Source organism: Haploplasma axanthum (genome assembly GCF_900660745.1).
Taxonomy (GTDB): domain Bacteria; phylum Bacillota_I; class Bacilli_A; order Acholeplasmatales; family Acholeplasmataceae; genus Haploplasma; species Haploplasma axanthum.
The window spans coordinates 938,737-961,991 of record NZ_LR215048.1; the positions used below are offsets into that span (position 1 = coordinate 938,737).

Consider the following 23,255-nt stretch of genomic DNA (forward strand, 5'->3'; position numbering starts at 1 on the left):
ATAAACGAATGATAAAAATCGTAGAGGGTACTAAAACTTTTGAAAATAAGTATAAGGGGCTAAAAAATATTAGTATAGATATATCAAATTCAGGACTATATTTATTTAGTGGATCTTCGGGTTCAGGTAAAACAACACTATTAAATTGTCTTGTGGGGATTGATACTTTTGATGTATCAAAAACCCAAAATATAATACCTAGTGGACAAGCAGCAATAGTCTTTCAAGATTATCAATTAATTGAACATTTTACTATTTACGAGAATGCACTATTTATATTAGAAATAAACGGGGATAAAGATGTAAGAAAAATTGATCATGCTTTAAAGAAACTTAATTTATATGAATGGAAAGACCATAAATCAAGTGAACTATCAGGTGGTCAGAAACAAAGAGTATCAATATTACGAGCATTTTTAAGTAATAAGCCAATTATTGTTGCTGATGAGCCAACAGGAAATCTAGATTTAAAACAGTCCTTAGAAATAGCCAAAATACTAAAAGAAATTAGTGAAACAAGAATTGTTTTAGTATCTTCTCACGATTTAAACATATTTGAAGCGTTAGCAAATGAAATTTTCCTTATAGAGGATGGTACTATTAAATCACATCATATTAAAAGTGAAAATTCTAATAAACCTATAATTTCAAATAAAAATAGTACTGAGAAACTGACTTTTAAACACATATTTAGATTTGCTACTAAAGGGTATAGTACTCAAAAATCTAAGGCATTAATTTTAATTTTCACTTTAGTTTTTAGTTTTATTCTTGCACTTACAGCATTAAATATTATGAATAATAATGTTTACAAAATAAAAGAAAAGCGATATAAGTCAGAAGAAATTGAGTATTTGGAATTAGTATCTTTTGATAATAATGGTGGTGCAATATCCATTGAAGATTCAACAAAAAATGAACTTATAAAAAAATATAATTGGGATGATTATATGGAATTTATAGAAATATTTCCTAACAAGATACCTGTTATATTAAACAAAGTACCACAAAAAATTGATATTAACAGAATTTATTTGACTGATGAAATAAAACTTAAAACCATTAGTGATCAAAAAAAGATTGAGGATAATGATGTTTTTATTAGTTATAAAATTGCAAAGCAAATAATCGAAAAGAATAATATGGCTGAAATAAAAGAGTTGTTAAATACTGAAATAACAATTAATAATACTGTTCTTAGAATAGTAAACATTATAGATGAGGATAAAGAATATTCATTAAACTTATCAAACAATGAAAAAGATGTTTTAATAAAAATAGAACAGGCAATTTATCTTAATGAAAATACATTTATAAAAATTAGTAATAAAACAATTAGAGATAGAGTAATGTTAACTACTAATTCGATAGATAATCAGATAGAAAGAAGAATAACAAATTATAACGATGCATTTCATAAAGAACTTTTTCTTGGTGATGCTACACTTAGTGATAATGATGTAATTATTTCTTATCAAGATGCTTTAAGTATTGCTAAAGATGAAAATTTAGAAAATCTTTTAAATAAAGAACTTGAAGTAGTGTTTTATAAATATATTTTTGGTAATAGGTCATATACATTGAGTGAAAGAAAAACATTTAATATAAAAGGTATTCTTGTAGATTCTTTTGAACAAATTCCTTGGATTTTTAGTGATGAATCATATTTGAAAATCTCATATAATTATGGACTAAATAATTATAAAAATAGTTCTTTAAATGGTATTTCAATCAATAACTACTCAAAATCTTTACTAGAGGATCTAGATAAATTAAATATTAGAGATTATTCCTATTCAAGTTTAGATATAAATGTAACAGATGAGTACATAAGTTCAATCTCAAATATTATTATAGTAATTGGTGGAATATTGATTTTAGTTTCTGCATTAATAATACTATCGTATATAAATAATTCAATTATTGAAAAAACACCAGAAATTGGATTATTAAGATCTTTTAATATAAAATTAAGACAAATAACTTTCATATTTATAGTGGAAATAATGATTTTGTTAGTTTCAGTATTTATAGTAAGTATTATATCCGAAATTTTCATAATTCAATTATTCAATAAAATGCTGATTAACCAAGGATTGATTTCATTCAACTATATTTACTATAGTTTATATTCACCTTTAATGCTTACAGCACTTTTATTGATATTAACATTTGTCTTCTCATTAATGATTATATCAAAGTTAAGAACTAAGACTTCAATTCAACTGATTAGATATGTTTAGTATATTTGATAGAAATGATGGATTTAAGGATATAACGAATACTAATTTGTAATTTGAATATAAAATTAAGACATAGTTTTAAAGTTTTTGAAAAAGTTCACGGTAAGTATGAATACCTTAAAGGCTAGAAAATTTTTTGTCCACTAAAGTATTGACAGTTCATAGAAGAAAAATCATTCACAGATAAAAAATATGGTGTACAGTCAACACATCTTTGAACGAAATAAGTGCTACACGAAAGTGTGGCATTTTTGTTTTATATAGAACATATTTAATTGTTTTTTCGTTTTGTAAAGAAATGAATAATCAAATAAATTAGGCTGATTTACTCCATAAACTTGTGTATAATGCAAGTAAGTGGAGCAAATCGTATGATAATTACAATTTTAGAGTTTAAAGATAAATATAAAAAATATCTAGTGATGAAAAGATTAAAAGATTTTTAAAAATAACGACATATTTCCTATTATAAGAGAAATAGATGCAACAAATAAAAATGTTAGCAGATATTTATTTCTTCATATAGACGAATTTTCATATCACTCTTTTGAATATATATTAGCATAACACAATCTAATCTCATAAATAGTAATAAACATATGTGGCAAACTTCAATAAAAAAAGCATAGTTTTCACTATACTTTTAATCATAAACAAATAAATCAACAATTGAATTAATTTCAAGTTTGTTTCTTTCAATATAAATACACATATTAAGATAATCAATCTTTGATATATAACCAAAAATATTTTTACGATAACCATCTTGATAATATGTAACAGATATTTCACAATTATTGGATATAGCCTTATTTAGGTTTATATCCATTTCATTTAATTGGTCTTCAGATAAAATTGGTTTATCCATTTTTCCTAGTTTATATTTTAGTTCTGTATATAAATCATTAAATCCTGCTAAACTATCAAAAGGGCTCCATTTAATTATTCCGCGATCTTTATATTTATTCATGATGACCACCAATTAGTTTATTTCTTTCAATTATTGTTGAGGCTTCAGATAAAGAAGAAGCTCTGTTAATTGCATTTTTCCCATAACGTAATTTTACTTTATCAAGGGATTCTAAGAGTTTTCGTTCTTTTTCAATTTCTTCAAAATCCTCAAACATATCAAATTGATAAATGCTAGTAACAACTAAACTAGAAAGTGATATTGATACACCTTTTATAGGACTTGTTCCATCATATAGATTATCAAATACTTTTATACATGCGTGATAAATATCTTTGAAGTTTGATGTTGGTTGATCAAAACTTACTTGTTTATGGAAACTACCAAAATCTTTTGAATATCGCATTCCAAAATGCATTACTTTACATTTTTTTTTGCTTAGTCTAAGTCTTCTAGTTATTTCATCAGCCATTTCTAAGATAATTGTATAGATTTCAGGTGAATAATAATCATGAAACAAAACTTGTGTGTTTCCGATACTTTTATTCTTATTTCTAAGCATATCTTTTTCTTGCAAGATACTCATATCAATTCCATGAGTGTGATACCATAACTCTTCACCGATAACTCCGAAACGTGATTTTAGAAGATTAATATTGTAATTAGCAATATCACCAATAGTTATTAATCCAAGTTTATTAAGATTCTTTTCCATTTGTCTTCCTATTCCCCACATTTTAGATATAGGAGTAACAGGCCAAAGTTTTGATTCAATGTCATCATAAGTCCATTTTGCTATTGAGTCTTTTTCTTTTTTAGAATCAATATCAAGTGCCAACTTTGACATTAACATATTAGGTCCTACGCCACAACTAGCATATAAACCTAAATCATTATGAATTCTATCAACAATTTTTTTAGCTAATTCAATATCAGTCATTTTATAATAACTTAGATAGTTTGTTACATCTAAAAAAGCCTCATCAATTGAATAAACATATAAATCTTCTTCAGAAATAAATTCTAAATATATTTCAATAATTTTTAACGTGTATTCCATATATAATTTCATTTGAGGTCTAGCATAAATAACTTTTTCTCTTAAATTTTCTGGGATTTCAAAAATTCTTCCTCGATTTTTAACACCTAAATTCCTTAAATATGGAGTAGTGGCTAGGCAAATAGCAGCATCTCCTCTGGATCTATCAGCAACAACTAAAGGAGTTTCAAAAGGATCAAGATTTCTAAAAGCACACTCAACTGAAGCATAAAAACTTTTCAAATCAATACATAGAATATTTTTATGTAATTTGTATTCTTCCATATTAAAACTCCTTTCAAGCGACTACAATTTTATTATAAATTACACCTAATTACAAGTCTAAAAATAATTATTTCGGTCTTTTAAAAGTAACGATATTAGAGAGTTTGACATAGTTACTGCCTGCTATTCTTCCTAACGGATCTAGAACTTTATAATCAATATAAGAACCATCATATATTTTTTCATCTAAGTGGTAGAGAACAATCTTTCCAATAATTAAATCTGCACTTTCATTAATTTCTAGATGTTGCTCTAAAACAACTTCAAATCTAACTAAAGCTTCTTTAATTCCTGGTGTTTTAATTAATTCGCTTTGAATCTTTGTAAGACCAACAAGGTCAACCTCACTTTTATTATATTCAAGAGATAATGCTGCATCATTAATCTGTTCGAAAAAGCTTGCACTTGGAATATTAACAACAAACTCTTTATTCTTAATGATGTTTCTAGCAGTATCCTTTGATTTTGAATCTCTTTTTAAAATTGATAATGAAATAAGTGGCGGATTAGCTGATACAACATTAAAGAAGCTAAAAGGTGCACCATTTATTGTTTCATTCTCATTAATAGTAGTAACAAAAGCAATCGGTCTTGGAATAATTGTTCCAGATAAAATTTTATAATTCTCTTTTTCAGTTAATTGATTTGGTTTAATTAGACTCACATTAACACATCCTTACATCTATTATACAAATAAAATTAAAACATATAAACAAATATGATGTTATAATAAAATTATAAAATAAGTGGAGGTAATAATATATGAAGTATCAACATATTGGAGCATCAGATATTTATGCATCACGAGTTGCATTAGGATTAATGAGAATTGCTGATAAGACTCATGAAGAAGCAGTTGAAATAATAAAAACAGCATATGATGCAGGAATCAATTTTTTTGATCATGCAGATATTTATGGTGGAGGTAAAAGTGAATTAGTTTTTGCTAAAGCGATGAAGGAGTTAAATATTCCACGTGAAAAATATTATCTACAATCTAAAGTAGGTATTAAACCAGGCATTGCATATGATTTTAGTATGGAACATATTTTAAAAAGCGTTGATGAGATTTTAGAAAGATTAGAAACTGATTATCTAGATTCATTATTATTACATCGTGCTGATATGTTATGGGAACCAGAAGAAATAGCAAAAGCATTTAAGATATTAAAGGAAAATGGAAAAGTTAGAAAATTTGGTGTTTCTAATATGCATCAATTCCAATTATCATATTTGAAATCAAAATTAGATTTTCCAATAATTGCTAATCAATTACAATTTTCAATTATGCATGCTGATATGGTATCAACTGGAACATTTGTTAATACAAATTTAAAGAATGATGGATTTAATGCTATTGGAATAATTGATTATTTAAGAGAACATAATATTACTATTCAAGCATGGTCTCCATTTCAATATGGAAGATATGAAGGTGTATTTATTGATAATGATAAATTCCCTGAATTGAATGAAAAATTAGATGAGATTGCTAAAAAATATCGAACTACAAAAACAACATTATCAGTAGCGTGGATTTTAAGACATCCAGCAAATATTCAAACAATTATTGGAACAATGAATCCAAAAAGAATTAAAGAATGTGCACAAGCAACTGAAATTATACTTTCCAGAGAAGAATGGTATGAAATATATATCGCAGCAGGAAATAGAATATTATAATGACTAATGACTCATTTGAGTCATTTTTTGTTGTAAGATAGAAATAAAAGATTAATTTTATGATAATTTATAAGAATGTGTTTATATTTAGTTTAGATATGTTAAAATTAGAATATACGATATCATAAGAAGTAAAAGGGGATTACATAATATGAGAAATAATGATTATTCTTTTTTTAGGATAAATAGTAAAGATGATTTTGAAGAACTACTAGAAATCTCTAGTAAGAATAAAGTGGAATATGGTTTTATCGGTAAGAAAAGTAAGTTTATTACAAAATATAGTGTTAAAGATAATGTAACAATAAAAGATATTTTGGAGTATAAAACTAATAATTGGAAAAAATTGAATAAAGTATTAAAAGATCTAGATTTATACGATATTAAAGATAAGAAAATTAAAGAAGTAACGTTTTTAGAGGAGCAAAAAATAGCTTTAGCAAGAGAAATTTACAACGGAAAAAAAGTAATTATTGTCGATGAACAAGATATCTATCTAGATGAAAATGCTATTAGTACTTTTTATCAACTATTAAAAGATGAGTCAATGGAAAGAACTATAATTGTAAATACAGATAATAATAGCTTAATTAATAGTTATGATATAAAAATAATTAACAAAGAAGAAATTATTAGAATATTTAAAGATGAAAAAAAGAATATAAATAAGAGTTTTTATTATTATCATTTAAGAAAATATTTTTTAAAAAATATTTCTAAATTTATTTTGACATTATCAATGATTTTATTATTAATGATAACTTTAATTTTATTTATTCATAAAAGTCCAAATAGACTTACTATTGAAAAATTAAGAAAAGATGAGATTACTCATCTTGAGTTTAAAACAAATGATCATGGACTATATGAAAGTAATGATTTTGCTGATACATACATATACAATAGATTAAATCATTTAAGTAGTATAGAAATAACTGAAGTTAAAGATTTTAATCACTTTAAATTAAATTTAAAAACAGGAAGATATCCAAATAATAATAGTGAAATTATAATAAGTAGCAATACAGAAATGAAAGAATATCAAGGTAATGCTTTAGGAAAAAAACTTATTATTAGTGGTTACAATAATGATCACGAACTTGAAATTGTTGGTGTCTTAAAAGATTTTAAAGTTAATGATGAAAATAAACTTAATTTTTTTGCTAATTACGGATTTAGAGAAGCATTTATGAAAGAAAATAGTTACGGATATGCTAAATTTGATTTTTTGATAAATAACAAGATAATTTCTTATAGTCATGCTATATTTACTACGCTAAAGGATACGAATAATGTGCAAGATGAAGATAGATTGTTTACTAGAAATGGTGAAGAAGATAAAAAAAATGTAATCTTAAAAGAAGATGAAATAATTATAAACTTATATTTATACAATGTACTATTTAAAAATCAAGATAATTATTTAACAATATCTGATTTAGAAAGTCGGATATTAGGTTTTAATAATTACGTAAAATTTGATAATTCTAAATATGTGAAAGATACAAATAGAATAAGCAAATATTACAAAGTTGTTGGTATTATTAAAAGTATAGGAACAGAGAATTATCCACTAATTTTAGGTACTAATGATTTACTTCAAGAAGTATTGATCAAGAATGATGATTTTAGTTTAAAAATGGTAGATACTAGTTTTAAAGGTTTGAATAAGATTCTTGTTGATAATGGATATAATACAGACAATGAGATATATTTAGATTACTATCGAAAACTTGAAATAAGTAATAATAATATTAAAGATGCAAAGTATATTTGGTTAATAATCTCGTTAGTGATTACTGTGCTAGTGATACTTATCAATAAGATGTTTAGTGAGAATGAATTATTAGAAAATCAAGTATTAGAATCATTTGGTTATAATATCAAAAAAATGAAAATTAAGTTTTTTATAATAAAGCTAATAAGTATATTTATAGCATTTGGAATCAGTGCTTCAATTGTTAATAAATATGTAATTAATAATATTAATAAACAACTAATAGAGAATAATGTTAAACTAGTAGGTTTAAACATTTACAATGGTGCATTAACAATACTCATAGCAGTTTCAGTTATTTGGTATACTAGTTTTAAAAATAATAAAAAAGATGATACTATTTAAAAAATCATAGAAGTACATTTCGAGTAACCTATATTAACATTAATAACTTAGAGTATTAAATATGAAAATCAAAAGAAGGATCTCAGGAATTATAGTAATTTGTACCCTATTGTCTGATAATACTTTAGTGGATAAAAAACTGTCGATTTATATAGATTCAATAAAGTTTTACTGAAGTTAAGAACTTTTTTGTCAAATTTTTATTTCTTTTTTAGTATTAGAAATATTAATATATGTCAATAATAGGTAAATATATATATTTTATTCTAAAAAAATTGATTTTTATTAATAAAAGTGCTAAAATACAAGTAATAAAACTAAAAAAAGGGGATAGAATAATGAAAAAAAAGATATTTATTGTTGCATTTTTAGTAACTCTTTGTTTTTTTGTAAAGTATTCATCAAATGAAAACACTGTGTTAAATGCTAAAAAAATTGATTCAAATGAATCAGTATTATCAAGCACTTATATTACAGATGATGAAACACATTTGGGTATTATAACAGAAAAAAGTCTGTTAATATCTGAGAAATCAGGAAAAACGATTTAATCTCTTAAAAACGAATTTAAAAGATATACACCACCATGGAGTTATAATTATCATGTTGAATGGTTCGATATTGATACAGGTTATTTAAAAGAATTCTATAGCCCATTGCAATCATCTGTTAATTATACTTCATACGAACAAACTACTGAATACTCAACTAGTGTAACAATTGGAGTTAAACATATTGAGAAATTTGAAGCTAAACCAAGTATAGAGATTAAAGAGTTAATTAAAATATCAGGCGTTGGTTTTGAAGAGACAGAAGAAACAACAATTTCAAGAACAGAGATAAAAACTAACTCTTTCAAACTTGACAACAATATGCCTAAAGGATATTATACTTTTACTGCTGTATACCAAACAAACTACTATACATATAGACATACTTATGGTAGAAATGGTAAAAATGGTATCGATAGATCTGAAAAAATAGGACAAGGTGATAATACTGGAATGTACTTATTCACTTCTAAAAAGCCTGCATTGGCATGGGTTTATACAGGAAATAGGGCATTCTAATAGATATGAAAAAAACCTTATATACTATTTTACTAATAATAAGTACATTCTTATTGAATTCATGTTCTAAGAATGAGTTAATTAACTTGGGGTCTAACTATTTTAGTTTTAATATTTACAAAACTGATACAAATGACATAAGTGTTAGTATTCCCATAATAATGAATAAAGGCGCTGATAAAATAGTGTTAGTTGAAATAGATGATGAAAACAATAAAAATGTTCGAAAATATGCACTTAATGAGAAGTTTGATTATCTTTTTGAGTATAATGGAAAATATGTTTATCAAATAGTATTAAACATTAAAACTAATCATAAAATTGATAGATTAAATATCAATAATATTGAATTAAAAATTGATGAAAAGAAATATAACTTAAAACCAAAAAAATTCACAATAAACTACTACTTGAATGAAGAAGATAATTTAACTGATTTAAGTATAAGAGAAAGAATTATTATTAATCCAGTTTTCCCTAAGGTATTTAGTCTTGAATATAATACTAGTGATATAGTTAAATTTAACTACATAAAAAATGGCTTGACAGAGGAAGAAATTAAAACATGTAATCTTAATATTGATAATGAAATAAAAAGTGGGCAATATATATCGAAAAATAATTCGAGTTTAAAGTACAATAATATTTATTCGGAAACAAAATACACTAAGAATATATATAATCATCTAATTAGTGTATGTATTGATGAAATGGACTATTATATTGCATCACCAATTGTTCAAATATATGATTATAGTTATGATAAGATAAAAGAATTATTATAAGATATAGGTGACAGTTTATTAAATTGTTACCTATATTTTTAAAAAAAGGAAGATAAAAATGATTAAATTAACAAATGTTTCTAAAGGGTATTTTAAAAACGGAAAATATGAATATGTACTCGATGATATTAATTTAGAAATAAATAGTTGCGGTTTAATTACCCTCTTAGGAGAAAATGGATCAGGTAAAACTACATTATTGAAAATAATTGCCAAAAAAATAGACATGAGTCGAGGGGAATATGATATTAATTTTACCGATGAAAATGTAACAGATAGTAAGTTAATTACATATATGGGACATGAATACAATTATATTGATCATTTAACTGTTTTTGAAAATGTATATGAATCAATGTTGATTAATAAAGGCGCTTCATTTAAAATTGATGAAGTAAATGACTATTTAAAAATTACTAATTTATTTAATGAAAAAGATACAAAAGCAAGTAATTTATCTGAAGGTGAAAAACAAAGGTTATCTATCATAAGAACAGTTATAAAAGATTCGTATGTATATATATATGATGAACCAACTTCAAAATTAAATTTGGAAAATATTAAGATTATTAAAGATTTAATAGTTAAGCAAGCAAAGAAAAAAATCGTTATTATTGCAACGCATGAAAAACTCTTTTTAGATGAAAGTGATAGAATCATTAAACTCGCAAATGGTAAAATAGTATCAGATGAGCAAAAGATTAAAAGCAATAATACAATTTCTGTCAATGAAAATAGAACTGAAAATGAAGTTAATTTAGTGATTAAGACAATTCTTAAAACTGATCTTCTAAGAAAACCTAGCAATCTATTTCCAAAATTTTTCTATACTTTGCTCGTTTTAGTGATTACTTTGCTGGCAATCTTAAACTTCAATTATAATAAAATTTACTATGGAAATTATTTTGATAACTATGTTGAAGTAGCCAGAAAAGATGGTAAAGAGTTTTCTAGTAATGAATATGAAAAATTTTCTAATAATAAATATATTGAGAATGTTTATGTAAATGAAATTATATATTATGTTGAAGATTATGCATCAAATAGTCAAAAGTTAGTTAATGTTTATTCAAGTTCAAATTTTAAAACAGATGATTTGATTATTGGAAGATTACCAAAAAATGCTAATGAGATTGTTTTAACTTCGGAATATTTGAAATACTATCAGCTACATACTAATGATTTTTACTATCAATCAAATATAAAAAACATGAAAGTTATCGGAATATCAAATGAATACAATATAGTCTCTAAAGAAAAGTTTATTGAATTGATTGGAAATAGTATGTTTAAGAAAAATGGAATAAGAATAAAAGGTAACGGTTTCGACAAAACTTATATCTCTATAATTAATTTTTTGAAGTTTAATGAAGAGCTAAAAGAAGATGAATATATAATTAACATTGGAAATGAAATGGAAGAATCAAGTGAATTTTTGAAAAATTTAAATGATGAAAACAAGGTGTTTTTAGCAAAAACTAATACTGAAGTTATTTTTGAAATAGATCCTATAGTTAAACATGTAAGTGGTAGTTTAGCTTCGGTAGAAATAAACTATAAAACTTTTGAAAAAATAATAAGCCAATACAAAGATGAATTTTCAATAAAATACAATGATTATTCAAGTGATTTAATACGCCTAAAAATTAATAAATATTCGGATTTTTTGAAATTAGAAAATTCAATTGGTAATGATTATGTGTTTTTAACAAATAATCATATTCTAAATGAACGATATAAAGATAATTACTTTGATATTTTAGTATTTATTACACTTTTTTTATGTTTTATATATTTAAATTTAAAAATATATCTAAGAATAATTACAAAAAAAGAATTAAAAAACATTGAAAAAAGAATTGAAAATGGGTTAAATTCTAATCTTATCAACTTAATAAATATGATAAAGAATACAATAGTTTTCATTGCTTCTTTGATATTTAGTATTTTATGTGTTTATATAATTAAAATATTTTTCCCATATTTAAGCGCATATTTTAAAGTTTCCCAATTTTGGGTTTTAATTTCGATATTTTTTAGTATTATCGTTTTAAAAATGTTTCTTTCAATTAAAATATTTTCTAAGAAAGAAAAAAATGGAGGGTCTACAATATGATTAAATTAGAAAATATATCTAAAAAATATCGTGGTAAAATTTCTAAAGTCATTTTTAAGGATGCTAATCTCCATATAGAAAAAAAAGGGATTTATTGTATTAAAGGAAAATCAGGTATTGGAAAGTCCACATTGTTAAGAATTATTAGTGGAATTGAAAATGCTGATAGTGGAAAGATTTTTTTTAATAATAAAGAAATAAAATCAACAAATGAATTTTTAAAACTAAGAAAAAATAGAATTGGAATACTTTCTCAAAATCATAATTATCCAATGGAGTATAGTATTGAGTATTATTTTGAAAGTTTAGGGAGAATTTTAAAAACAAAAATAGAATATAAGAGAATAATTGCTCTTTTCAACAAAGATAAAATATTAAGTAAAAAATATGATGATTTATCAGCTGGTGAAAAAAGAATAATTGAGATTGCAGGAGCTTTTTTAATTGATAGTAAAGATGTGATTATATTAGATGAACCTTTTTCAAATTTAGATTCAAACAACTCATTGGTACTTTCTGAATTATTGAAACTAGAATCAAAAGATAAAACAATCATAATTGTATCGCATGAAGAGGAAAATTTGAATGACATTGTTGATTTTTATATTGAAATTAATGATAGAAAAATTAGAGTTGTTAAGAACAACAAGAATATTTTAAATGCAGAATATGATAAACAAGTTACTAAAGAAAAAAAGATAGTTATAAATTTTCAAAAATAAAGAAAAAATTCAGTTTAATGAGGTTTCTATTTTGTTTAAATTTTATAGTAGCATTATTATTGAATTTGAGTTTTTCAAAAATTAAACTGGAGCCAGTTGAAACTTTAAATGGTGAAGAAATTATTAGTGTTGATAGTAATTATGATTCAAAAAACGTTCGATCTATTATTAGAGATAGTATCTATGAAGTGGTTGAAAAAAATAATCTAAAAATTAACGCATCAAAGTTTCGAAATTTAGATATAAAGTTTAAAAACAAAGAAATTAGTTTGGATTTACAAAGAATAGTTTCTTTAGAAAATCATAATGATTTAAGACCTGTTTTTGGTGAAATTACTAATGATATGAATGAAATATATGTTGATATTACAATCTTTAACAAATATAAACAAAAACTTTCTTTGCTTGGAATTCATAAACCAGCAGATCTGCTTGGAATTGAACTTTCTGATAAATATTACAAATCTAACTATAAAGTTGGAGCTATAGTGGATACAGGAAGTCAAATTATATTTCAAACTGAATCTAATTTTTATGAGGATACAAGAATTAGTATTAATTTAGAAGGTGGAATTGAAGCATCAATTATCAATGACAATTATGCAGTTAATTTAAATCCTAATGAGGCTATTGTAAGTGAAAAGTTTTTGAAATCAAATAATCATAAAGTTGGTGATTCTTTGAAAATAATAGTATCGAAAAATAAAACATATATTTTTAAAATTTATGATGTATCAAATGATATAAACTCCGATATAATGATAAAAAATGAAGAAGCATATAAGATTATGTATAAAATGGTTCCTAATTATCTAAAGGGTAAATATTATATTTACATTTTAAACGATAATGTAGAAAATATTAACGATGAAGATAATATTTATTATGAGGTAATATCTAATAATAAACATATTAACACAGAAAATAAAGATAGAATTGAATCAATAGAAATGTTTAGAATAATAATAGCCATTTTCTTATTTTTACAATTAGTAGCAATAATCATAAAAGAGTTTCTAGTGATAAATAACAAAAAATATAAATTTCAGGTTTTCTTTTTACTTGGCATAGGAATAAGAGAATCACTAATGAATGAAATTTTAGAGACAAAAAAAGAAAATTTAACTATCTTACTTTCAATAATTGCTGGAATATGGATTTATTTTATAGTAACATTATCTCCTTTAAAAAATATATTATATTTTTATTCACCATTTATATTAGGAATCTTATCAGGAATAGTCTTAATATTACTTAATATTCTTATAAAAATTAGTTCAATATTTTTCGTGAGAAATAGGAATAAATAGTTGTTTTGTGATATAATTGTTTTTAAATAAAAAAGGAAGTGTAGCATATGGATAAAAAAGTATTAAAAAGACATGAAGTAGAAGAAAAGTATACTTGGGATTTAAAAAGACTTTTTAAAACTGAGAAAGATTATGATAATGCAGTTAATGAAGTAATGGATTTAGTTGATAAATTTCAAGAAAACTATAAAGGAAAAATCAAATCTGTAGCATTAATAAATAATGCATTAAATGATTATAGACATTTAACAACAAAATTAAACTATGTTGGTACATATCAAAATCTTCATTTAAGTGTTGATCAAACAAATGAAGAAAATGTTATGAGATCAGGAAATATAGGAATTAAATATGCTGAGATTGGTTCTAAACTAACTTTTTTCTCATCAGAACTAAAAGCACTTAATGATGAATTATTAAATGAAGCAGCGAAAGTAAGTGCTGATAATAATTTATATATAAAAGAAATAATGAAAGATAAAAAACATAGTTTAAGTGCTGAAGTAGAACAAGCATTATCAGAGTTTTCACAAGTTTTAGGTTCTACATATCCAATGTATGATAAAGTTAAATTTAGTGATATGAAGTTTGATTCATTTGAAATAGATGGAAAAGAATATCCAATGTCATTTACATTATTTGAAAATGAATGGTCATATGATTCTAATCATAAGGTTAGAAGAGCGGCTTTTAAAGCTTTCTACGAAAAATTAGGAGAATATGAAAATGGATTAGCTCATAATTATCAAACACATGTCCTAAAAGAAAAGGCATATGCTACCTTAAAAGGATTTGATTCAGTAATTGATTATTTACTATATAATCAAGATGTAAGTCGTGACATGTACGATAGACAAATTGATTTAATTATGGAATATCTATCTAAGCCAATGCAAAAGTTCGCAAAACACATTAAAGATATTTATGGATTAGATAAATTAACATATGCAGATTTGCATCTTGCTATTGATGATGAATTTGAACCAAAAGTTACTATTGAAGAATCAAGAGAATATTCAATTAATGCTCTTTCAATATACGGAAGTGAGTATACTGAAATGGTTAGAAAATCATTTGATGAAAGATGGATTGATTTCCCTCAAAACTTAGGTAAATCAACAGGAGGATTTTGTTCAAGTCCTTACCAAAAGGGATCATTTATTTTATTAAACTGGAATAGTCAAATGAGTGAAGTGTTTGTATTAGCTCATGAACTTGGTCATGCTGGACATTTTTATTATGGCGGTAAAAATCAAAATGCGTTTAATACTAGACCATCATTATACTTTATTGAAGCACCTTCAACAATGAATGAACTTATTATGGCAGACTATTTAAAGAAACAAAATAATGATCTAAGATTTAATCGTTGGGTATTATCAACAATCATTTCAAGAACTTATTATCATAACTTTGTTACACACTTATTAGAAGCTGCATACCAGAGAGAAGTTTATAAGCGTGTTGATGATAAAAAACCTTTATCAGCTAAAGTTTTAAATGAGTTAAAACTTAATGTATTAAAGAAATTCTGGGGAGATACAGTTGAAATAGATGATTATGCTGGAAGAACTTGGATGAGACAACCACATTACTTTATGGGACTATACCCATACACATATAGCGCAGGATTAACTGTTGCTACTGCAACATTTGAGAAAATTAAAAACAATGAATTAGATATTAATAGATGGTTAGATGTTTTGAGTGCTGGAGGAACTAAAAATCCACTAGAATTAGCAAAGATGGTTGATGTAGATTTAAGTACTGAAAAACCATTACTAGAAACAATTAAGAGTATTAGTAATATTATTAATGAAATAGTTGAATTAACTGATAAAATAAATGAAAGCAAGTAATTGTATTTTCAAAAGTCATTTTGTTGCAATAACTTGAAATATCATATACAATGAAATTAAAGTAAATAGACAGCTTAAAGGGCTGCCTATTTTATTATATTAGATAAAAAATAGGGTTATTTTTACTTGAAATATATGGAACAACTTTCAGAGTCAAAATAGTTGTTGAAAATAGTTTTCAACTTTATAATCATAAGTAATTGGAGGGGAATTTTATGATCGTTGTGTTTGATAGTTTAACTGGTCAATCCAAAAGATTCGCAAGTAAACTAGGATATGAAATTATAAGTGTCGATGATTATTATGATGAAGATGAAGAAATATTCTTAGTTACAAGAACATTTAATTTTGGACAAATACCAGTGCCAACAGTTGAATTTCTAAATGATTATCACGACAGAGTAATTGGAACTGCAGTATCTGGAAATAGAAACTGGGGAACAAATTATGGAAAAGCAGGCGATAAGATTAGAGACCTTTATAAAATACCTTTAGTTTTAAAGTTTGAAGGATCAGGATTCGATAGAGATGTCGAGATTGTAAAAAAATGGATAGAAGAAAATAAAAAGGGAGTATGATATGATGGAAAAGAAAAATGCAATACCAGAATGGGTATTATTAAATAATCAAATAATCAATGAAAATGGAGAAATTGCTGACTTACAAAAAGATAAAGAAGCAGTTAGATCATATTTTTTGAATGAAGTGAATAAGAAAACACAATTCTTTCACTCATTAAAAGAAAAACTTGATTACTTAGTTGAAAATGATTATTATGAAAAAGAATTTTTAGAAAAATACACATTTAAACAAATACAAAAGATATATGATATTGCTTATGCTAAGAAATTTAGATTTCCATCATATATGGGAGCTTTTAAATTCTATAATGACTATGCACTTAAAACACGCGATAATAAAGCTTATTTAGAGCGTTATGAAGATCGTTTAGCAGTAAATGCGCTATACCATGGTAATGGTGATTTTGAAACTGCAAAACGAATTATAACTGCACTAATTAATCAAGACTTTACCCCTGCAACACCAACATTACTAAATACTGGAAAAAAACAACGAGGTGAGTTTGTATCTTGTTTCTTATTAGAAGCAGGAGACTCACTAAATGATATTGCAAGAATTAGTGAATTTTCAATGCAATTATCAAAAATTGGTGGTGGGGTTGCTATTAACTTAACAAACCTAAGAGGTAAAGGTGAAGCAATTAAAGGAATACCAAACGTTGGAAAAGGTGTAGTAGGGGTTGCTAAATTATTAGATAATGCCTTTAGATATGCTGATCAAATGGGACAAAGAACAGGTGCTGGAGCAGTTTATTTAAATGTTTTCCATACAGATATTGAAGATTTTTTAAATACTAAAAAACTTAATGCAGATGATGATATTAGAGCTAAAACATTATCACTTGGAGTTGTTGTTCCAAGTCTTATGATGGAACTTGCGAAAGAGAATAAAGATATGTATGTGTTTTATCCTCATACTGTCTTCCAAGAATATGGAAAAGATTTTGCTGATATCTCAATTGAAATTGACAAATGGTATGATAAATTAGTTGATAATCCAAATGTTAGAAAAAGAAAAATTAACCCAAGAAAACTATTGGATGCAATAGCAAGTCTTCAAGGAGAAAGTGGTTATCCATATTTAGTGTTTAGTGATAATGTTAATAAAGCAAATCCACTAGATTTACCTGTGAAATTCTCAAACCTTTGTACAGAAATTCTTCAACCAACAATTACTTCACATTATGCTGATTATGATAAACAAGGTGAAGATCAAATTGGAATGGATATTTCATGTAATTTAGCTTCTGGAAATATGGAACAAATGATTGAAAATAACACAATAAAAGAAACTGTGTTTGCAGCTATGGATGTTATGAATTCAGTATCACAAAATACAAATATTGGATATGTTCCAGCGGTTGCTAAAGCGAATAGATTAAATAGAAGTGTTGGTTTTGGAATGATGGGACATCATGGATTCATTGCTAAAAACTATATTTTATATGGAAGTGATGAAAATATTGATTTAATAGATGTTTTCTTTAATGTTGTTAATTATTATAGTTTAGTTCATTCAATGGAAATGGCTAAAAAAACAAAAGAAAAATTCTACCGTTTTGAATTAAGTAAATACGCAGATGGAACATACTTTGATGGTAGAGGACAAATTCTTCCTAAGACTGAAAAAGTAAAAGAAATAATGAAAGATATTTATATCCCAACTGATAGCGATTGGCAACAATTAAAAGAAGATGTTATGAAATATGGTTTATATAATTCTCATAGATTAGCGGTAGCTCCAAATGGTTCAACAGGATATGTAATGAGTGCTACACCATCATTAACACCGATTAAACAAATTATTGAAGAACGTACTTACGGGAATTCAAAAACTTACTATCCAATGCCACACACTGATACAGCATCATTTATGTATGAAACAGCATATACAATGGATAAAAAGAAAATAATTGATGTAATAGCAACAGCTCAAAAACACGTAGATCAAGGTATTTCATTTGAAATAGGAATAACTTCAAATGAAACAACAAGAGATTTAATTAAATACTATTTATATGCTCACCACAAGGGAATTAAAACATTGTATTATACAAGAACACAAAAATTAAAAATTGAAGAATGTGAAGCATGTGTGGTATAGGAAAAGAGGATAATTATGGATAATAAAAATAAAAAATATGATGGTGCTAATTGGAATGAATTAGAAGATCAGTTTACACAGTTCTTTTATGAACAAAACTTAAGTCAGTTTTGGCGTCCAGAAGATATTAGTTTACAATCAGACTTAAACGTATGGAACGTTTTAAGTGAAGAAATTAAACTTGCATATTCTAAGAATTTGTTAGTCCTAACATTCTTAGATACTTACCAAGGTGATATCGGTATGCCAGTTGTTTCACGTTCGATTGATGATAAATTTCATCAAAGAAAAGCTGTTTTAAACTTTATGGCAGCAATGGAAAATGCTGTTCATGCGAAGAGTTATTCAAATATCTTTATGACATTTTTAAACAATGATGAGATTAATGATTTATTTGTTTGGGGAGAAACAAGCCCTATTTTACAAAAAATAGTTGATCTTATCGTGAGATATTACCGTGATTTAGATGTTATGAATCATGAAAAAAAATACGAAACAAATGTTGATGAAACAAAATTTGCCGAAGTACAATGGAAAGCAATGGTTGCTAGTGTATTTTTAGAAACATGGTTATTCTATAGTGGTTTCTACTATCCATTATATTACTACGGTCAAGGAAAACTTATGCAAGCTGGAGAAATTATTAATCTAATTTTAAGAGATGAAAGTATTCACGGTTTATATATTGGAAGACTTGCTCAAGATATTTTTGAAGGTTTTACTGAAACTAAAAAGACTGAACTTGAAGCATGGATGCATAACTTATTAGACAAACTATATGAACAACAAGGTTTATTAACTGCTGAAATATATGATCCAGTTGATTTAACACATGATGTTAAAATATTTAATCGATATAATTGTAATAAAGCATTAATGAATTTAGGCTTTGATGCTAAATTCCCTTATGAAGAAGTTAATCCAGTTGTTTTAAATGGATTGAATACTGAAACAAAAACAATGGATAACTTTTCAATGAAAGGAAATGGCTATCAAAAAATGAAATCTGAATCATTAAAAGACGAAGACTTTATTTTTGACGAGGAGTAATAATATGAAAATCACAATATTAACAAAAACTGATTGTCCTATGTGTAATAAACTAAAAATGTATATTGAGCATGCACTTAAAGATGATCAAAAAGCAAAACTTGATATTATTTTAAAAGAAGACAATGAAGAATTATTTAACGAACTAGTTAAAAAACATTTAGTTCTTGCTGTTCCAACAGCAATCTTAAATGATGAAGCATATCCAGGATTAGATCCTGCAAAATTAAGTCAACTATTAAAACAAGTATAAAATATATGGAAGTGATTACCACTTCCATGTTTTTTTAAGTTAATAAAGTAATAATATCTAGTATAATTGATATAAAGAGGTGATGAAATGGATGGTGTATTATATCTTCAAAGTTCATATAGTATGTTAAAAAGCATGATTCATCTTGAAGAATTAGTTTTAAATTGTAAGAATAATGGATATAAGTTTGTTGCATTATCCGATGAACACTTACACGGAACATATGAACTATTTAAATTAGCAAAAGAACATAAAATTAAACCAATACTAGGAATTAAAATTACTGTTTTAGAACCAAATGAAACAGTCTTTTTAGTGTATGTTAAAAATGATTTTGGATATGAAAATTTACTTGCTCTTTCATATTTAAAAGCTAAAAATCATAAATTTAGTTTTCATGACTTAGTAAAACATCAAAAAGGTTTAATTTTTGTAACAGCAGGCTATAAATCGATAATTGATCAAACTATTCTTTATGGAAATCAAGATATGGTTTTAGAGTATTTAACAAGATATAAAAATAATTTTGACGATTTTTATATTGGATTATCAATGAATCATGATATTCAAACAAATGTTTCAAGTGATATTATTTATGACTTATGCGTAAAAAATGAGTTCAAACTTTTACCAGTTCATCAAACATCTTATGTAAATCAGGATGATATTGATGTTTATGAAGCATTAATTAAGATTGAAAATGATAATAATAAAGTTGATATTGATGCCGACTATCATTTTTTAAAAAGCGAAGAATTAGATCAAAAATATCAAAAATATTCTAAAGTTAATGATGGTCTAAAGTTTTTTTTAGAGACAATTAATTTTGAATTTAAGCTACCAGAATTTTCAATGCCTAAATATCAAACAAAAAATAATGTTGATTCAAAAGAATATTTAGTTTCACTAGCAAGATTTGGTTTAAAAAGACGTTTAGAACTTAAAAATATTAAAAATGATACGATCTATATTAAAAGATTAGAACATGAACTAAAAGTTATTATTGATATGAACTTTGAGAATTATTTTTTAATAGTTTATGATTTTATTAAATATGCTAAAGATAATAACATTTTGGTTGGTCCAGGAAGAGGTTCAGCTGCTGGTTCTCTTGTTGCATATTGTCTTGGAATAACGAATGTTGATCCGATTTATTACGGATTAATGTTTGAAAGGTTTTTAAATCCATCTAGAATGACGATGCCTGATATTGATCTTGATTTCCCTGATAATAAACGTGATGAAGTTATTGAGTATGTAAGAAATAAATATGGTGATAATCATATTTGTTCAATAACAACGTTTAGTTCATTTGCTTTAAAGTCTTCAATTAGAGATATAGCAAGAGTTTTAAAGATTGCTCCTGAAAGAGTTTCTGGAATTATCAATGCTGTTTTAGAAAATAGAATTGATGAAACTGATTATGATTTAACAAGACTATTAAGAATATCTAAAAGAATTGAAGGGTTATACCGCCAAACAGGAACCCATGCAGCAGGAATTATTCTTTCTAACGAAGATTTAACTAAGCATATTCCGTTACAAACTGGAGCTTTTAATTTTTCTCAAAGTCAGTTTGAAGCAAAAACATTAGAAACAATTGGCTTACATAAAATAGATTTCTTAGGAATTAGAAATTTAACAATTATTACTGATATTCTAGCAATCTTAGAAAAAGAAAAAATTAAAATTGATATTAATGAAATTCCGTTTAATGATCCAAAAACATTTGAATTATTAAGTGAGGGTGATACAACAGGATTGTTTCAATTAGAATCTGATGGAATGAGAAGTGTTTTAAAAAAATTAAAACCTAATAAGTTTGAAGAACTTGTAGCAACACTTGCTTTATATAGACCGGGGCCAATGGCAAATATTGATACTTATATCGCTAGACGAAATGGTGAAAAATTTAAATATTATCATGAAAGACTTGAAGGTATTTTAAAAAGTACTTATGGAATAATTATCTATCAAGAACAAATTATGCAAGTAGCACAAGAGTTTGCAGGTTATGATTTGTTTAGTGCTGATATACTAAGAGCTGCAATTTCTAAGAAAAACTATGAAATGCTTGAGAAAGAAAGAATAAAATTTATTGAAGGATCAATAAAACAAGGAAATGATAAAGAACTAGCCAATGTTATTTATGATTATATCGTTAAATTTGGGGATTATGGATTTAATAGAAGCCATAGTGTATCATATGGAGTAGTTGCTTATCAAATGGCCTATTTAAAAACTCATTATTATAAAGTTTTTATGACGGTTTTATTAAGTAACGTAATAGGAAATTTAAATCAAACTAATCTCTATATAAGAGAAGTTATTTCAAAAGGCATTAAAGTATTAGCACCTGATTTAAACCTAAGCACTGATTCATACAAAATCGTTGATGGAAAAATACTAATGCCTTTATCACAAGTAAAGAGTTTAGGATATAAAACAGTTAACGAAATAATTGAAGAACGAAAAAAAGGTGAATTTAGTTCATTTTTAGATATTAAAGAACGTTTATCAAAGATTATTAATGAAAAACAATTAGAAAATTTGATTTTTTCTGGAGCATTAGACTTCTTAGAAAATAATCGAAAGACATTGATAGATAACAAAGATTTATCAAATGTTGGTTATGAGAAGTTTATTAAAGATTTTAAGATGAAAGAAAGTATTGAATATTCATTTTTAGAAAACTTCAATAATGAAAAAGATGTCTTAGGTGTTAATATTAAATATGATTTAAGTAAATTATTAAAAAATGAAAAAAATATTTATACACCATCAAATATTAATCATAAACTAGAAGAAATTGAAGTTTTAGGATTTATATTAAACAAGAAAAACTATCAAGCTAAAAATGGAAGATTAATGTCTTTCCTTGAAATATCAGATGGAAAAAGTGTCCAAGAAGTAACAGACTTCGAACAAATTGTTACAGATGAATATAAGAATAAGATATTAATCTTTAAACTTAGAAAAAACAGGTATCGAGATAAAAATACGTATGTTTTAATAAGCATTAGAACGATAAAAATGGAAGAATAGTAAATAATAAGCAGTAAAAAATTTGCAAGGGTGTCTAATTAGTTGTTAATGAGGCACCTTTTTGGTAGAATTATAATG

General features: G+C 25.2%; 18 protein-coding genes. 15 read left to right on the forward strand and 3 right to left on the reverse strand.

The window, feature by feature from the left end:
- The first annotated feature begins 8 nt into the window (after positions 1–8).
- Complete coding sequence (locus tag EXC62_RS04400) at positions 9–2,243, forward strand: ABC transporter ATP-binding protein/permease (protein WP_026390178.1); 2,235 nt, start codon at positions 9–11, stop codon at positions 2,241–2,243.
- A gap of 643 nt (positions 2,244–2,886) precedes the next feature.
- Here the strand turns inward: EXC62_RS04400 and EXC62_RS04405 are convergent.
- The 3 genes from EXC62_RS04405 to EXC62_RS04415 form a co-directional block, all read right to left on the reverse strand.
- The gene (locus tag EXC62_RS04405; protein WP_026390179.1) at positions 2,887–3,213 is read right to left on the reverse strand and encodes a YolD-like family protein; all 327 of its coding nucleotides are present in this window, start codon (positions 3,211–3,213) and stop codon (positions 2,887–2,889) included.
- Positions 3,206–4,477 carry a Y-family DNA polymerase gene (locus EXC62_RS04410; RefSeq protein ID WP_026390180.1) on the reverse strand — a complete coding sequence of 424 codons (1,272 nt, stop codon included), beginning with the start codon at positions 4,475–4,477 and terminating at the stop codon, positions 3,206–3,208. The genes EXC62_RS04405 and EXC62_RS04410 overlap by 8 nt, the downstream gene beginning before the upstream one ends.
- A gap of 67 nt (positions 4,478–4,544) precedes the next feature.
- Positions 4,545–5,141 (reverse strand): flavin reductase family protein, encoded by a 597-nt coding sequence (locus EXC62_RS04415; protein ID WP_026390181.1) that lies wholly within the window; start codon positions 5,139–5,141, stop codon positions 4,545–4,547.
- A 98-nt stretch (positions 5,142–5,239) separates the two neighbouring features.
- Between EXC62_RS04415 and EXC62_RS04420 the strand changes: the two genes are divergently transcribed.
- The 14 genes from EXC62_RS04420 (at position 5,240) to EXC62_RS04485 (ending at position 23,177) form a co-directional block, all read left to right on the forward strand.
- Complete coding sequence (locus EXC62_RS04420; RefSeq protein ID WP_026390182.1) at positions 5,240–6,160, forward strand: aldo/keto reductase; 921 nt, start codon at positions 5,240–5,242, stop codon at positions 6,158–6,160.
- 151 nt (positions 6,161–6,311) lie between these two features.
- Positions 6,312–8,282: a P-loop NTPase family protein gene (locus EXC62_RS04425; protein WP_026390183.1), complete on the forward strand. Its 1,971-nt coding sequence runs from the start codon at positions 6,312–6,314 to the stop codon at positions 8,280–8,282.
- A gap of 338 nt (positions 8,283–8,620) precedes the next feature.
- The gene (locus EXC62_RS04430) at positions 8,621–8,833 is read left to right on the forward strand and encodes a hypothetical protein (protein ID WP_026390184.1); all 213 of its coding nucleotides are present in this window, start codon (positions 8,621–8,623) and stop codon (positions 8,831–8,833) included.
- Positions 8,834–8,938: 105 nt separating this feature from the next.
- Positions 8,939–9,352, forward strand: a complete 414-nt coding sequence (locus EXC62_RS04435; protein WP_026390185.1) for a hypothetical protein — start codon at positions 8,939–8,941, stop codon at positions 9,350–9,352.
- A 5-nt stretch (positions 9,353–9,357) separates the two neighbouring features.
- Entirely contained in the window at positions 9,358–10,137 is a 780-nt protein-coding gene (locus EXC62_RS04440) for a hypothetical protein (RefSeq protein ID WP_129747500.1), read from the forward strand.
- Between the two features lie 58 nt (positions 10,138–10,195).
- Positions 10,196–12,253, forward strand: coding sequence for an ATP-binding cassette domain-containing protein (locus tag EXC62_RS04445; RefSeq protein ID WP_162140124.1), 2,058 nt, complete (start codon positions 10,196–10,198; stop codon positions 12,251–12,253).
- Complete coding sequence (locus EXC62_RS04450) at positions 12,250–12,975, forward strand: ATP-binding cassette domain-containing protein (protein ID WP_129747502.1); 726 nt, start codon at positions 12,250–12,252, stop codon at positions 12,973–12,975. The genes EXC62_RS04445 and EXC62_RS04450 overlap by 4 nt, the downstream gene beginning before the upstream one ends.
- A gap of 59 nt (positions 12,976–13,034) precedes the next feature.
- Positions 13,035–14,285 (forward strand): hypothetical protein, encoded by a 1,251-nt coding sequence (locus EXC62_RS04455; RefSeq protein WP_129747504.1) that lies wholly within the window; start codon positions 13,035–13,037, stop codon positions 14,283–14,285.
- Positions 14,286–14,332: 47 nt separating this feature from the next.
- Positions 14,333–16,144, forward strand: a complete 1,812-nt coding sequence (gene pepF / locus EXC62_RS04460; RefSeq protein WP_026390189.1) for an oligoendopeptidase F — start codon at positions 14,333–14,335, stop codon at positions 16,142–16,144.
- A gap of 215 nt (positions 16,145–16,359) precedes the next feature.
- Positions 16,360–16,722, forward strand: coding sequence for a class Ib ribonucleoside-diphosphate reductase assembly flavoprotein NrdI (gene nrdI, locus EXC62_RS04465; protein WP_162140125.1), 363 nt, complete (start codon positions 16,360–16,362; stop codon positions 16,720–16,722).
- Between the two features lie 4 nt (positions 16,723–16,726).
- A complete protein-coding gene (gene nrdE, locus EXC62_RS04470) occupies positions 16,727–18,829 on the forward strand; it encodes a class 1b ribonucleoside-diphosphate reductase subunit alpha (RefSeq protein ID WP_232034259.1) in 2,103 nt (700 codons plus the stop codon).
- Positions 18,830–18,844: 15 nt separating this feature from the next.
- Positions 18,845–19,879, forward strand: a complete 1,035-nt coding sequence (nrdF, locus tag EXC62_RS04475) for a class 1b ribonucleoside-diphosphate reductase subunit beta (RefSeq protein WP_026390191.1) — start codon at positions 18,845–18,847, stop codon at positions 19,877–19,879.
- A gap of 4 nt (positions 19,880–19,883) precedes the next feature.
- Positions 19,884–20,132, forward strand: a complete 249-nt coding sequence (locus EXC62_RS04480) for a thioredoxin family protein (protein WP_026390192.1) — start codon at positions 19,884–19,886, stop codon at positions 20,130–20,132.
- Between the two features lie 87 nt (positions 20,133–20,219).
- A complete protein-coding gene (locus EXC62_RS04485) occupies positions 20,220–23,177 on the forward strand; it encodes a DNA polymerase III subunit alpha (protein WP_052589728.1) in 2,958 nt (985 codons plus the stop codon).
- Positions 23,178–23,255: the final 78 nt, after the last annotated feature.